Raw genomic sequence first — 14,519 nt, forward strand, 5'->3', positions numbered from 1 at the left:
AGGTGATAAGCAAAGAAATTTATATTAAAATATGATTAGTTATCTTATAAGAAATAGGGTTCAGATGAAATAAAATTTTCTTACTTTTTCAATAAAAGATTTAATCTAGAATTTTATAATCCATTGAGCTGTATCAGAATTAATTTGTCTTAAAATTATTTTAATTTTTTTTAAAAAAAAATTAACAGAATTTACATTATAATGTAATATTGTATATAAATACACATTATTTAATAATTTTATTATAAAATAATTTTTTAATTTATTAATTATAATATTTAAATTATTAAATTTATCTTCTACACAAATTGAAATACTAATTGAGGAACTTTGAATTAAAAAAACTTTTATTTTATATTTTGATATTATAGTGAATATATCACTAATATTTTTTTCTAAAAAAAAAGAAAAATTCTTCATATAAAAAGATATTAATTTATGATTTTTTTTTACTATAAAACAAGGTTTTCTAATTTCTTTATTTATTTTTTTACTTACTAAGGTTCCTTTTTTTTTAGGGTAAATAAAAGAACGAACATATAATGGTATTTTTTTTTGTTTTAAAGGATGTAAAGTTTTAGTATGTATAACTGATGCACCATAATAAGATAATTCAAGAGCTTCGTCATAAGAAAGACTATTTAATAAATTGTTTTTTAAAAAAAATCTAGGATCTGAATTTAAAATTCCAGGAACATCTTTCCAAGTAGTTTGACTTTCTACATTTAAACAATATGAAAAAATTGATGCAGTATAATCTGATCCTTCTCTTCCTAAAGTTGTAGTAAAATAATTAGAATCAGCTCCTATAAAACCTTGAGTTATATATAAATAGTTTTTTTTTAATTGTTTTATTTTTTGATTTGTTTTTGTCCAATTAACATGTGCTTCACAATATGAATTATCAGTTTTTATATAATTTCTACAATCTAACCAAATATTTTTAATTCCTATTAAATTTAAATATTCGCTAATTAATTTAGTTGAAATTAATTCGCCAGATCCAACTACTTGATCATATAGAAAATTATATTTCTTATATTTATTTTTTTTTAAAAAAAATTTTATTCCCTGAAAAAGATTTTTTATATATATATTTATATTATGATTATAAGGAAATAAATCATTAATTATTTTTAAATGATTCTCTTCTATTTCAGAGATTTGAATCTCTGTATTTTTTTTTAAAAAATATTTATTTACTACTTTTTCAAGCTTATTAGTAGTATTACCAATAGCTGAAATTACAATTAAAGTATTTTGATAACCTACTTCTTTTAGAAGTTTATATAAATTTTTTACTCTTTTAGAGTTCTTTACAGAAGAGCCTCCAAATTTATATATTTTCATTTTATTTATTTAAAATAAATATGTTTTAACATATATATTTTATAATTATATTTTTTTATTACTTTTTCAAGTAAAAAATAAATACTATTAAATTCTTATTAAACAATTTTTATGACACTTTCAGTATTAAATATATTACATATATTACGTCCAAATAATTTTATTGAATAAGATAATAATATTATTCCAAATACTTTTTTTATAATATTTAAATTATCATTACTAATATGATTTTCTATATAATAAATTTTTTTTATTACAAAAAAGACAATTATTATATTTAATATTAATGATATTAATATTGTTTGCATATCATAATTCTTTTTTAAAGACATTAAAGTTGTTACAGAACCTGGTCCTGCTATTAATGGAAATGATATAGGAATAATTGATACTTGAGTACTAGTACTTTTATCTCTTTTATAGAATTCTATTCCTAGAATCATTTCTAATGAAATTAAAAATAAGATTATTGAGCCTGCTAATGAAAAAGTATATATATCAATACCAAAAGTATTTAAAAGAAAATTTCCTAAAAAAATAAAAAATAAAAATATTCCCAATGATACTAAAGTAACTTTATTAGGATTTATTATATCTCCTTTATTTTTATATCCTATAATAATAGGAGCATTTCCTATTACATCTATAATACTAAATAATACCATAAAACATGTACATAATAATCTTATGTTTTGCATATTAAAAATTTATTTATTAATCCTCACTCTCCTTTTTTAAATTTATAGAATTAATTAAAAAATCTCCTACTTCTTTAGTTGTAGAAGGATTTTTAGAATTTATGTCTTTAGTAGAAATTCCATTTTTTAATGAATTTTTTACAATTTTATTTATCAATAAACTTTCTTTTTTCATACCAAAATCTTTTAACATCATAGATACAGATAATATAGCCCCCAATGGATTTGCAATATTTTTACCAGCAGCTTTTGGATATGATCCATGTATCGGTTCATACAGGGTAGTTTTTTCACCAATAGAAGAAGAAGGTATTAATCCTAATGATCCAACTATAGCACTAGCTTCATCTGAAAGAATATCTCCAAACATATTTTCAGTTAATAATATATCAAATTGTTTAGGATTAATAATCATTTGCATAGAGGCATTATCTATAAATAGATAATCTATTTGTACTTCTTTATATTTTATATTTATTTCTTTTAAAGTTTCACGCCATAATTTAGAAGTTGCTAAAACATTTGCTTTATCAACTAATGTTATTTTTTTTTTACGTTTTAAAGCTGCTTTAAAAGCATAAATAGCTAGACGTGATATATCTTTTTTATTATAAGAACATATATCATATGCTCTTTTTCTACTTTTAGAAATTCTTTTTTTACCAAAATATATACCATTAGTAAGTTCTCTATAGATAAGAAAATCTACATCTTTTATATAAGATTTTTTTATTGGAGATTTATATAATAAAGATTTATAAACTTTAATAGGTCTTATATTACAATATAATCCCAATTTTTTTCTAAGTTTTAATAGACCTTGTTCAGGTCTATTTTTTAAATTCTGATTATTATCATATTTAGGATCTCCTATAGCTCCCAACAAAATAGAATCACATCCTAAACAAGTATCTAAAGTTTCTTTTGTTAAAGGAATACCAGTTTTTTCTATAGAAATTCCTCCTATTAAACACTTATGATATATAAATTTATGATCATATTTTTTACCTATAGCATCTAATACTCTTAAAGATTGATTAATTACTTCGGGTCCTATCCCATCTCCTGATAAAACAGCTATATTTTTTTCCATATTTAATTATAAATATTTTTTTTTTCAAAAATTTCTATTTTGTTTTTTATACTAAAAAGTAATTCAATATCATCATATCCATTTATAAAACATTTTTTTTTAAAATCATCTATTTTAAATAATTCTTTATTGTTTTCAAATTTAACATATTGATGTTCCAAATTTATTTCAAATAAAAGATTTGGATTTAAAAAAATGTTTTGATAAATTAAATTTATAAAATCTTTTTTCAGTTCTATAGTTAATAATCCATTATTTAAAGCATTTTGTTTAAAAATATCAGCAAAAATATTTGATATTACAACTTTAAATCCATAATCTCTAATTGCCCATGCTGCATGTTCTCTACTAGAACCACATCCAAAATTTTTTCCAGTTATTAATATATTTCCAGAATATTTTTTTTTATTTAATATAAAATTTTTTTTTATTTTTCCATTTGAATCATACCGCCAATCTCTAAATAAATTTTTTCCAAAATCGGATTTAGTTGTTAATTTTAAAAATCTAGCTGGTATAATTTGATCAGTATCTATATTATCTATAAATAGAGGAACTGCTGTGCTAAATAAAGTAGTAAATTTTTCCATAATTTATTTACATACAATTTTTAATTGTATTAGGTTTAATATATTCTGTAATATTAACAATTTTGCCTTCAATAGCTGTAATTGCAGCAACTAAAGGACTAGCTAACAAAGTACGTGCTCCTTTACCTTGACGTCCTTCAAAATTTCTATTTGATGTAGATAAACAATATTCCCCATAAGGTATTTTATCTTCATTCATTCCTAGACAGGCTGAACATCCAGGTTTACGTAACTCAAATCCTGCATTTAATAAAATTAAATCTATTCCAGAATTTATAATTTTTTTATATACTTGTTTTGATCCAGGTACTACCATAACATAAACATTATCTGCTTTTTTTTTATTTTTTATTAGTTTAGATACTAATCTAATATCTTCTATTCTAGAATTAGTACAACTTCCAATAAAAACATAATTGATTTTTAATCCTAATAAATACTCTCCTTCTTTTAATCCCATATATTTTATTTGAATATTTTTACTTCCTATTGGAATAGGATCAGATATGTTTATACACAGACTTGGATTAGTCCCATATGTTATCATCGGATAAATATTATCTGAATTAAATTTATATTCTTTATCAAAAAGAGCTTTTTTATCTGTTTTAAGATTTTTACATATTTTTTTTATTTTTTTAAATTCTTTTGGGGAAAAAATTTTTTGTTTTAAATATTTTAAAGTAGTTGAGTCGGGCTCTATCATACCTCCTCTAGCCCCCATTTCTATACTCATGTTGCACACTGTCATACGTTCTTCCATATTCATTCTTTTAAAGACAGATCCACTATACTCTATAAAATAACCTGTTCCTCCATCTGGACCTAATTTTGATAAAATATATAAAATTATATCTTTTGCAGTTACTCCTAAATTTAATTTACCTTCTAATTTTATACGCATTTGTTTAGGTTTTGTTTGTAGTAAACATTGAGTTGCCATTACCATAGCAACCTGACTAGTTCCTATACCAAATGCTATACATCCAAAAGCACCATGAGTAGAAGTATGACTATCTCCACAAACTATTGTCATTCCAGGAAGTGTAATTCCAAGTTCAGGACCAATAACGTGTACTATTCCTTGAAAATCATGTTTTAATCCAAAAAATAATATTCCATTATCATCACAATTTTTTTCTAATGTTTCTATTTGAAATTTAGAAAGAACATCTTTTATTGGTAAATGTTGATTTTTTGTAGGAACATTATGATCTGTAGTAGCTATAATTTTATTATTTCTTAATATTGAAATTTTTCTTTTTTTTAGTTCTTCAAATGCTTGTGAACTAGTTACTTCATGTATATAATGTCTATCAATATATAAAACATCTATTTTTTTATTTAAACTAAAAACTACATGTGATTCCCAAACTTTCTCAAAAAGGGTTTTATTCATTTTATGAATATTTAATTTTCTTTAATATTTTTTTTAAATCTTCATCATATATTTCTTTTTTTTTATCTGCATACTTTAAAAAAAAACTATATATTACATTTAATTTTGATTTATTAAATGAATAACCTAATTTTTTATAACGATAAGCTAAAGCTGAACGTCCACTTCTAGCTGTTAATATAATAGATGATTTATTAACTCCTACATCTTTTGGATCAATTATTTCATAAGTTTCTCTTTTTTTTATTAATCCATCTTGATGGATTCCTGAAGAATGTGAAAAAGCATTAGCTCCTACTATTGCTTTATTAGACTGTACAAACATACTGGTACATTCAGATACCAATTTACTTGTTTTATACAATAGTTTTGTATTTATTTTTGTATAAAAATTTAAATCTTTATGTTGTTTAATTATCATTACTACTTCTTCTAAAGAAGTATTACCTGCTCTTTCTCCAATTCCATTAATAGTACATTCTATTTGTTGAGCTCCATTAATTATTCCAGCTATTGAATTTGCAGTAGATAATCCCATATCATCATGACAATGAGTTGATATTGTAACTTTATCTATTGAATTAACATTTTCTTTTAAAAATTTTATTTTTTCAGCATACTCTTCAGGTAAACAATAACCTGTAGTATCTGGGATATTAATTACTGTTGCTCCTGCTTTTATAACTGCTTCACAAATTTGTGCTAAAAATAGATTTTCTGTACGACCAGCATCCTCTGCATAAAATTCTACATCTTCTACAAATTTTTTTGCATACTTTACAGCTTCTATTGCTATGTCTATTATTTTTTTAGGAGTACTATTAAATTTATATTTAATATGATATGGAGATGTTCCTATTCCTGTATGAATTCTAGGATTTTTAGCATATTTTAATGCTAATGCTGCAATTTCTATATCTTTTTTTACAGCTCTTGAAAGACTACATATTATTGGTTCATATATAGATTTGCATATTTCTTCAACTGAATGAAAATCTCCTGGACTAGAAATAGGAAAACCAGCTTCTATGATATCTACTCCCATTATTTCTAATTGACGAGCTATTTTTATTTTTTCTGATGTGTTTAATTTACAGCCTGGAACTTGTTCTCCATCACGTAATGTAGTATCCAAGATTTTAATCCTTTTTTTTTTCATATTCCTAAATATGCTTTTTATTTCTATAAGTTTTGAACTACAATAATTAAACTACAATAATTAAACTACAATAATTAATTGTATAATTATGAAAATTTATATATAATAAACAATTATAATTTAATAAAACGACATAATAACTAAAATTAGTAGTTGTTTTTTAACATAGGAAATAAATTTTATTACGAATAAAAAAAACATATAATTTGTTTACATCATAAAAATAATAAATTATATTATAATTAAAACTATATAATTGAATAATTTAATACAAGAATTATTGTGGAGAGGATTAATACATGATACTACTTATAGTGAACAAATAAAAAATGAAATAATTACTTTATATACAGGATTTGATCCAACTTATAAATCTTTACATATAGGTAATTTAGTAGCTATAATTATGTTAATACATTTTCAAAAATCAGGTAATAATATAATATCAGTTATTGGAGGTGGAACAGGAATGATCGGAGATCCATCTGGAAAAAATTGTGAAAGAATTTTAAAAAAAAAAGAATTATTATATAATAATATATATTATTTAAAAAAACAATTATCTTTATATATAGATTTTAATTATAAAAAAAATGAAATATTAAATAATTATGAATGGTTAAAAAACCAATTATTTATTGAATTTGCTAGAAAAATAGGAAAATATTTTACAATTAATTATATGTTAACAAAAGATTCAATAAAAAGAAGGATATCTAATAATAATAGTATATCATTTACAGAATTTACATATCAATTATTACAAGCATATGATTTTCTTTATTTATATAAAGAAAAAAATTGTTCATTACAAATAGGAGGTTCGGATCAATGGGGAAATATTACAAGTGGAATAGAACTTATAAGAAAAAAACTAGGAGTTAAAGTAAATGGATTAACATTTCCATTAATTACTAAACTTGATGGATCAAAATTTGGAAAGACTGAAAATGGAGAAAATATATGGATAGATCCAAATTTAACTTCTCCATATGAATTTTATCAATTTTGGATAAATATTTCTGATGAACAAGCAAAAAAATATATAAAAATATATACTTTTCTTAAAAAAGAAGAAATCAAAGAAATTATTTTTTATCATGAAAATGATCCAAAATTAAAATTAATTCAAAAAAAATTAGCTTCTGAAATAACTATTTTTATACATGGAAAAAAAACTTTTGAAAAAATAAAATTGATATCAAATCTTCTTTTTAATAAAAAAAAAATAATAAACGAAATAAATAAAAATGATATTATTTTTATTTATAAAAATATTCCTCATAAAAATATATATCTTTATAAGAATTTTAATATTCCAATAATAGATTTATTAGTAAATCAAAGTAAATTTTTAAAATCTAAAAAAGAAGCTATTAGACAATTAAAATTAAATTCAATTTATATAAATAAAAAAAAGATAGATGAAAAATTTATTTTAAATCAAAATGATTTGATATCAGGAACATATGTTCTTTTGCAAAGAGGTAAAAAAACATTTTTTATGATAAAAATTTATATTGTATGATTATTAAAAAATCTATGGATTATAATTTTAAAAAATTAGAAAAAAAATGGCAAAAATATTGGAGATATAAAAATTTTTTAAATAAAAAATTTTTTTATAAAAAAAAAAAATATTATATATTAAATATGTTTCCTTATCCTTCTGGAGAAGGATTACATGTTGGTCATCCTATAGGATATATTGCATCTGATATATATGCACGTTATAAAAAATCTAAAGGATATAATGTAATTAATCCTATAGGATTTGACTCATTTGGATTACCCACAGAACAATATTCAATACAAACAGGAATTTCTCCTAACATTACAACAAGAATTAATCTTAAAAGATATAAATTACAATTATTAAAATTAGGTATATTTTTTAATTGGGAAAGAAAAATAAATACTAGTGATAGTTCATATTTTAAATGGACTCAATGGATGTTTATTAAAATGTTTAATTCTTGGTATGATAAGACATTAAAAAAAGCTAGATCTATTAAGAGATTAATTTATGAATTTAATATAAATGGAAATTTTAATATAAATGCTTTTTCTACAAGTAAAATAAATTTTAATGCATATACCTGGAAAAAATTTAATTCTTTTGAGAAAGAAGATATATTACAAAACTATCGTATAGCTTTTTTATCAAAAAGATCAGTAAATTGGTGTCCTGAATTAGGAACAGTATTAGCAAATGATGAAATCAAAAATAATTTAAGTAAAAGAGGAGGATATCCTGTTTATAAAAAACAAATGCTACAATGGAGTATTAGAATTAGTGCATATTCTGAAAGACTTTTAAATGGTTTAAAAAAAGTAAATTTTACTGAAAATTTAAAAAAATCTCAAATCTATTGGATAGGTAAAAAATATGGTATAAACATTTTTTTTACATTAAAAAATAATAATAATATAAAATTAAAAATTTTTACGAATAAACCTTATAGTATTTTTGGGGTAACATTTATAATAATTCCATTAGAAAGTTATTTTTTAAAACAAAAAAATATACAAAATATTGTTGATAAACAAAATCTTAATAAAGTTAAAAAATCTATTTTAGCTTTTAAAAAAAAAGATGTAAAGATATCTGGAATTTTTACAGGAAACTACGTGATACATCCATTTACTAAAAATGAAATTCCACTTTATATAAGTTCTTTTATAAAAGATGATTATAATTTCAATTCTATTATGTGTGTTCCAGCTAATGAGATTAATAGTTATAAATTTGCTAAAAAATTTGGAATAAAAATACTTGAAGTATTTTATAAAAAAAAAATCTGTAGAAATTCTTCATTTTTAAATGGATTAAATCTAAAAAATGCTTTTAATTATATTACTAAAATAATAGTAAATAATAATTTTGGAAAAATAAGTTTTAATTTTAAATTAAAAGATGCTATCTTTGCAAGACAAAGATATTGGGGGGAACCAATTCCAATTTTTTTTAAAAAAAAAATACCTAAAACAATAAAAGTAAATAAATTACCTTTATTATTACCAAATCTTGATACATATTTACCTAATGGTAATTCTCCATTAACTAGAGCTAAATTTTGGGCTTGGGATAAAAAGATCAATAAAATAGTATATACATATTTAATAAATAATAAAACTATTTTTTCTTTAGAAACTAATACTATGCCTAGTTGGGCAGGTTCTAGTTGGTATTATATACGATATATGGATCCTAATAATAAATATTTTTTTGTAAAAAAAAAAAAAGAAAAATATTGGAAAAATGTTGATCTTTATGTAGGAGGTATAGAACATGCAACAGGTCATTTAATTTATGCAAGATTTTGGCATAAATTTTTAAAAGATTATGGATTTGTAAGTTCAGAAGAACCTTTTAAAAAAATTATGAATCAAGGAATGATTTTAGGAAAATCAGCTATTATTTATTGTAATAATAATAAAAAAGAATATATTTCATCTAGTCTTTTAGACTTAAAAGAAAAAAAAAAGCTACAAGAAATTAATATAGATATTAAATTTATTAAAAATAATAATGAGGTAGATATAAAAAAAATAAATAATTTGCGTTATGAATTTAATAATTATAAATTTATATTAGATAATGGAAAATTTAGATGTGATCGTAAAATTGAAAAAATGTCTAAATCTAAGTATAATGTAGTTAATCCAGATTTTATTTATGAGAAATATGGTGCTGATACATTACGTATGTATGAAATGTTTTTAGGACCATTAGAAAAATCTAAAATTTGGGATATAAAAAGTATAAATGGAATTTTTAATTTCTTAAAAAGATTTTGTAATTTTTTTCATATAAAAGGTAAATTTTATGTAGATGAAAATTCTCCTTCTATAGAAGAATTAAAATTTTTAAATAAAACTATAAAAAAAATAAAATCTAATATAGAATCTTTTTCTTTTAATATACCTATAAGTGAATTTATGATAAGATTAAATCAATTAATAAAAATTAAATGTTATAAAAGACAGATATTAGAACCAATAACTATTTTACTTAGTTTTTATGCCCCCCATCTTTCTGAAGAAATTTGGTATAAATTAGGAAAAAAAAAATCTATATTTTTTGCTAAATTTCCAGATTTTTATCTAAATTCTATTTTAGAAGATGAATTTAATTATCCTGTTACATTTAATGGAAAATTACGTTTTAAAATAAAATTAAACAAATGTGAAAAGATCAATAATCTTGAAAAGATTTTATTAAATAATCAAAATACTTATTTAAATAATAATAAACCTAAAAAAATATTTATATTACGTAATAAAATTATAAATATTGTTATTTAAAGTTAATTTAGAACAAGGTATTCTTCAATCATCATAATGTTTTAGCAATTTAAAAGATAGGAGCTTCAGAATTAGTAATATTTCCTATGGTATGAAATAATGGTATCTTAGCTCAGATGGTAGAGCAACGGACTGAAAATTCGTGTGTCCCTGGTTCAATTCCAGGAGATACCACATTAGATTTAGATCAGGTATAAAATGAATAATAGTAACTGGTGTCCAGGATGTGGAAATTTTTCTATTTTAAAACAAATACAATCTATTTTACCAGAAATAGGTGTTAATAAACATAAAATAGTTTTTGTATCAGGGATTGGATGTTCTTCTAGATTACCATATGATTTAGATACATATGGAATACATGGAATTCATGGAAGAGCTACTGCTATTGCTACAGGAATAAAATTATCAAAAACAAATTTGAGTGTATGGATTATTACAGGAGATGGAGATGGGTTATCTATAGGAGGTAATCATCTTATTCATTTATTTAGAAGAAATATAAATGTTAATATATTACTATTTAATAATAAAATTTATGGATTAACAAAAGGACAATATTCTCCAACATCTTCTTTGGGAGTAAAAACAAAATCTTCTCCTTTAGGAACTATTGAAAGACCATTTAATACTTTATCATTAGCTTTAGGAGCTGGAGCTACTTTTGTGGCACGTAGTATAGATATAAATATAAAACATTTAAAAAAAATGCTTATAGCAAGTAATAACCATATAGGTACTTCATTTTTAGAAATATATCAAAATTGTAACATTTTTAATAATGGTGTATTTGACTCTTTTACGAAAGCTTTTACGAAAGAGTCAAATACATTATATCTTGAGCAAAAAAAACCATTATTTTTTGGAAAAAGTAAATGTATATTATTATATAATAATAAGATAAAAATTATTAGAAATAATAATTTTTTAAAAAAACAAATATGGATACATGATATTTATGATATAAATCAAGCATTTTTTTTATCAAAATTATTTTATGAAAAAAAAAGATTTCCATGTCCTTTTGGGGTTCTTTATAAAAGAAAAATAGATACTTATGATAAATTTTTTAATAAAAACAAATGTTAAAAGTTTCTTTTATAGAAAAGAATAAAAAAATAATTATTATTGGTTTAATAAAAAGAAACTTTTATAAATTATATTTAATAAATTATATTCTTTTTCTTTATAAGAAGAAAAAAAAAATAAAATCTAAATTAGATAATTTAATTTATTATATTAAATTTTTTTCTAAAAAAATAAAAAAAAATGAAGAAATAATACGTAATTACTCTTCTTTCTTAAAAGAAAAATTAAAAATAAATCTTTTTTTTATAAAGAAAATTAAAAATAAAATTTTTGAAATAATTATTAAAATTCCTAATTTACCTTTTGAAGAAGTACAAAAAAAGGTTTTATATATTCTTTATAAAAGAGAAATTATTAATAATTATAAAAATAAAATCTATCATTGGGAATTAGGAGAAAAATTTAAACTTTTTAGTACAAAAAAAGGTGCTATTATTTCTGGAAATGGATTTAATGTTTTTTTTAATAAAGGAGCTTTACTACAACGTAGTTTAATACAATTTTTTTTAGAAAAAAATATATCATCAGGATACATGGAATATATTCTTCCATATATTGTAAATATAAATTCTGTTTATGGAACAGGTCAAATTCCAGATAAAAAATATCAAATGTATAATATAAATTATGATAATTTATATCTTATTCCAACAGGAGAAGTTCCGTTAATCAATATTTTTCAAAAAACAATTTTTAAAGAATCAGAATTACCTATAAAAGCAACAACTTATACTTCTTGTTTTAGAAGAGAATCAGGATCATATGGATCTAAAGTTCGTGGATTAAATAGACTGCATCAGTTTGATAAAGTTGAAATTATACAAATAAGTACCTGTAAAGATTCATATTTATCATTTAATGATATGGTTAATCATATTAAATCTTTATTGAGATCATTAAATTTACCATTTAGAATAATTAGGTTATGTGGAAAAGATTTAGGATTTACTTCAGCTTTAACTTATGATTTTGAAGTTTATTCTCCTGGACAAAAAAAATGGTTAGAAGTTAGTTCAGTATCAAATTGTACAAATTTTCAATCAAATAGGCTTAAATTAAGATATCGTACATTTGATGGAAAAATTAAATTATGTCATACATTGAATGGTAGTTCTTTAGCTATTCCCAGAATAATCTCAGCTATATTAGAAAATAATCAATATAAAAATTATATAATAATTCCTAAAGTTTTGATTAAATATATGAAAATTGATAAAATTTTTTAATTTATGTCAAAATTATGTCAAATAACAGGTAAAAAGCCAATGATGGGAAATCAAGTATCACATGCAAATAATAAAACTAAACGTATTTTTAATTTAAATTTAAGTAAAAAACGATTTTTTATTAAAAACAAATGGATACTTATAAAAGTATCTTCTGCAGGAATAAAAACAATTAATAAATTTGGAATTGAAAAAACTTTAAAAAAAATTAATGTCAAAAAAAAATATTAGAATTCAAGTAATAATAGAATGTACAGAGCATAAAAATAGTGGATTATCTGGTACATCTAGATATGTTACTACAAAAAATAAAAAAAATAATCCAGAAAGATTAGAATTAAAAAAATATAATTCTATTTTAAATAGAAATACAATTCATAAAGAAATAAAATAATTTAATATGAAAAAAGAAAAATATAAAAGAATGACTAAAATAATATTTATGTTTAAAAAACACAATAATTATTCTTTTAAAGAAAAAATAGTTAATTCTAATGATGTAAATAAGTTTTTAGAAGGAAGGGTGGACGACCAGAATTGAACCGGCAACCATTAGAACCACAATCTAATGCTCTAACCAATTGAGCTACGTTCACCAATACAAATATATATAAATAAATTTATTTATTTAAATAAACGTAAATTTTTTATTAAAAATTTTATCCTATCAGGAATAGGACATATCAAATAATTTTTTTTTCGATATATAGGATGTATATATTCTATATAATAAGCATGTAAAGCTTGAGATTTCATATTAATAAATAATTTTTTTATATATTTTTTTTCTTTAAAAGTATTAATACCTCCATAATCTTTATCATTAAGAATTGGATGCCCAATATATTTTAAATGTACTCTAATTTGATGAGTTCGTCCAGTTTCTAAAGTACACTTTAAAAGTGTAACATACTTAAATCTTTCTAATACTTTATAATGTGTAATAGAAAATTTTCCATAAATTCCATTAGGAAAAACATTCATATATATTCTGTTTTTTAAACTTCTACCTATATTACATATAATAGTTCCTTTATTATTTTTAATATATCCCCATACTAAAGTAATATATTTTCTTTTTATATGATTAATAGAAAACTGTTTAGAAATTTTTTCTAAAATCTTTTTATCTTTTGCTACTAAAATTAATCCACTTGTTCCTTTATCTATTCTATGTACTAGAATTGGAATTTTATTATAAATATTATTTTTTAAATTCTTTTTTAAGAAATAAAAATGTAAACCATTAATTAGAGTCATAGATTCATTACCTTTACCTGGATGGACAACTAAACCAGATTGTTTATTAATAATAATAACGTATTCATCTTCATAAAAGATATTTATTTTTAAATTTTCAGGTATAATATTTTTTTGTTTTTCAGGAAGAAAAATTTCTATTACATCATTTATTTTAACTATATAATTTTTTTTTATTAAAATGTTATTTACATAAACAAATCCTTTTTCTATAATTTTTTGTATAAAATTTCTATTTGTTTTATGTAAAATAAATTTGATATATGTATCAATTCTTATTAAGTTTTCTTTTTTTTTTACTAAAATTTTTTTTTTATCATAAAAAAAATTAATAATTTAATTTA

General features: G+C 20.9%; 14 protein-coding genes and 2 tRNA genes. 8 read left to right on the forward strand and 8 right to left on the reverse strand.

Annotated elements, in window-relative coordinates; all coding sequences use genetic code 11:
• Positions 1–105: 105 nt before the first annotated feature.
• From CA211_RS00165 to CA211_RS00190, 6 genes are all read right to left on the reverse strand, one after another.
• The gene (locus CA211_RS00165; RefSeq protein ID WP_094248487.1) at positions 106–1,350 is read right to left on the reverse strand and encodes an aspartate kinase; all 1,245 of its coding nucleotides are present in this window, start codon (positions 1,348–1,350) and stop codon (positions 106–108) included.
• 98 nt (positions 1,351–1,448) lie between these two features.
• Positions 1,449–2,018 (reverse strand): MarC family protein, encoded by a 570-nt coding sequence (locus CA211_RS00170; RefSeq protein ID WP_237985487.1) that lies wholly within the window; start codon positions 2,016–2,018, stop codon positions 1,449–1,451.
• 49 nt (positions 2,019–2,067) lie between these two features.
• The gene (leuB, locus tag CA211_RS00175) at positions 2,068–3,144 is read right to left on the reverse strand and encodes a 3-isopropylmalate dehydrogenase (protein ID WP_094248489.1); all 1,077 of its coding nucleotides are present in this window, start codon (positions 3,142–3,144) and stop codon (positions 2,068–2,070) included.
• 2 nt (positions 3,145–3,146) lie between these two features.
• Positions 3,147–3,734: a 3-isopropylmalate dehydratase small subunit gene (gene leuD, locus CA211_RS00180; RefSeq protein WP_094248490.1), complete on the reverse strand. Its 588-nt coding sequence runs from the start codon at positions 3,732–3,734 to the stop codon at positions 3,147–3,149.
• A 7-nt stretch (positions 3,735–3,741) separates the two neighbouring features.
• The gene (leuC, locus tag CA211_RS00185) at positions 3,742–5,133 is read right to left on the reverse strand and encodes a 3-isopropylmalate dehydratase large subunit (RefSeq protein WP_094248491.1); all 1,392 of its coding nucleotides are present in this window, start codon (positions 5,131–5,133) and stop codon (positions 3,742–3,744) included.
• A gap of 1 nt (position 5,134) precedes the next feature.
• The gene (locus CA211_RS00190; protein WP_094248492.1) at positions 5,135–6,292 is read right to left on the reverse strand and encodes a 2-isopropylmalate synthase; all 1,158 of its coding nucleotides are present in this window, start codon (positions 6,290–6,292) and stop codon (positions 5,135–5,137) included.
• A gap of 256 nt (positions 6,293–6,548) precedes the next feature.
• On the opposite strand from CA211_RS00190, the gene tyrS reads away from it, so the two are divergent.
• The 8 genes from tyrS (at position 6,549) to CA211_RS00230 (ending at position 13,456) form a co-directional block, all read left to right on the forward strand.
• Entirely contained in the window at positions 6,549–7,820 is a 1,272-nt protein-coding gene (gene tyrS / locus CA211_RS00195; RefSeq protein WP_094248493.1) for a tyrosine--tRNA ligase, read from the forward strand.
• A gap of 14 nt (positions 7,821–7,834) precedes the next feature.
• Positions 7,835–10,600: a class I tRNA ligase family protein gene (locus CA211_RS00200; RefSeq protein WP_094248643.1), complete on the forward strand. Its 2,766-nt coding sequence runs from the start codon at positions 7,835–7,837 to the stop codon at positions 10,598–10,600.
• A gap of 101 nt (positions 10,601–10,701) precedes the next feature.
• Positions 10,702–10,774 (forward strand) — tRNA-Phe (locus CA211_RS00205).
• Between the two features lie 24 nt (positions 10,775–10,798).
• Positions 10,799–11,689: a 2-oxoacid:ferredoxin oxidoreductase subunit beta gene (locus CA211_RS00210; protein WP_094248494.1), complete on the forward strand. Its 891-nt coding sequence runs from the start codon at positions 10,799–10,801 to the stop codon at positions 11,687–11,689.
• Positions 11,683–12,915: a serine--tRNA ligase gene (gene serS / locus CA211_RS00215; RefSeq protein ID WP_094248495.1), complete on the forward strand. Its 1,233-nt coding sequence runs from the start codon at positions 11,683–11,685 to the stop codon at positions 12,913–12,915. Before CA211_RS00210 ends, serS begins: the two co-directional genes overlap by 7 nt.
• A 3-nt stretch (positions 12,916–12,918) precedes the next feature.
• Positions 12,919–13,146: a 50S ribosomal protein L28 gene (gene rpmB / locus CA211_RS00220; protein ID WP_094248496.1), complete on the forward strand. Its 228-nt coding sequence runs from the start codon at positions 12,919–12,921 to the stop codon at positions 13,144–13,146.
• Positions 13,127–13,309 (forward strand): 50S ribosomal protein L33, encoded by a 183-nt coding sequence (gene rpmG, locus CA211_RS00225; protein ID WP_094248497.1) that lies wholly within the window; start codon positions 13,127–13,129, stop codon positions 13,307–13,309. The genes rpmB and rpmG overlap by 20 nt, the downstream gene beginning before the upstream one ends.
• Before the next feature lie 6 nt (positions 13,310–13,315).
• Positions 13,316–13,456 (forward strand): DUF4295 domain-containing protein, encoded by a 141-nt coding sequence (locus tag CA211_RS00230; RefSeq protein WP_094248498.1) that lies wholly within the window; start codon positions 13,316–13,318, stop codon positions 13,454–13,456.
• Here the strand turns inward: CA211_RS00230 and CA211_RS00235 are convergent.
• Positions 13,437–13,512 (reverse strand) — tRNA-His (locus CA211_RS00235). The two genes, CA211_RS00230 and CA211_RS00235, sit on opposite strands and share 20 nt — an antisense overlap.
• Before the next feature lie 27 nt (positions 13,513–13,539).
• Positions 13,540–14,511, reverse strand: a complete 972-nt coding sequence (locus CA211_RS00240; RefSeq protein ID WP_317045027.1) for an RluA family pseudouridine synthase — start codon at positions 14,509–14,511, stop codon at positions 13,540–13,542.
• Between the last annotated feature and the right edge of the window lie 8 nt (positions 14,512–14,519).

Source organism: Candidatus Karelsulcia muelleri (genome assembly GCF_002243425.1).
GTDB classification, from domain to species: Bacteria; Bacteroidota; Bacteroidia; order Flavobacteriales; family Blattabacteriaceae; genus Karelsulcia; species Karelsulcia muelleri_E.

Coding starts and splice junctions, on each gene's coding strand:
- rpmG (WP_094248497.1), top strand. CDS start 13,127: ATGTCAAAAAAAAATATTAGAATTCAAGTAATAATAGAATGTACAGAG.
- CA211_RS00200 (WP_094248643.1), top strand. CDS start 7,835: ATGGATTATAATTTTAAAAAATTAGAAAAAAAATGGCAAAAATATTGG.
- leuB (WP_094248489.1), bottom strand. CDS start 3,144: ATGGAAAAAAATATAGCTGTTTTATCAGGAGATGGGATAGGACCCGAA.
- leuC (WP_094248491.1), bottom strand. CDS start 5,133: ATGAATAAAACCCTTTTTGAGAAAGTTTGGGAATCACATGTAGTTTTT.
- CA211_RS00230 (WP_094248498.1), top strand. CDS start 13,316: ATGAAAAAAGAAAAATATAAAAGAATGACTAAAATAATATTTATGTTT.
- serS (WP_094248495.1), top strand. CDS start 11,683: ATGTTAAAAGTTTCTTTTATAGAAAAGAATAAAAAAATAATTATTATT.
- rpmB (WP_094248496.1), top strand. CDS start 12,919: ATGTCAAAATTATGTCAAATAACAGGTAAAAAGCCAATGATGGGAAAT.
- CA211_RS00210 (WP_094248494.1), top strand. CDS start 10,799: ATGAATAATAGTAACTGGTGTCCAGGATGTGGAAATTTTTCTATTTTA.
- CA211_RS00165 (WP_094248487.1), bottom strand. CDS start 1,350: ATGAAAATATATAAATTTGGAGGCTCTTCTGTAAAGAACTCTAAAAGA.
- CA211_RS00170 (WP_237985487.1), bottom strand. CDS start 2,018: ATGGTATTATTTAGTATTATAGATGTAATAGGAAATGCTCCTATTATT.
- leuD (WP_094248490.1), bottom strand. CDS start 3,734: ATGGAAAAATTTACTACTTTATTTAGCACAGCAGTTCCTCTATTTATA.
- CA211_RS00190 (WP_094248492.1), bottom strand. CDS start 6,292: ATGAAAAAAAAAAGGATTAAAATCTTGGATACTACATTACGTGATGGA.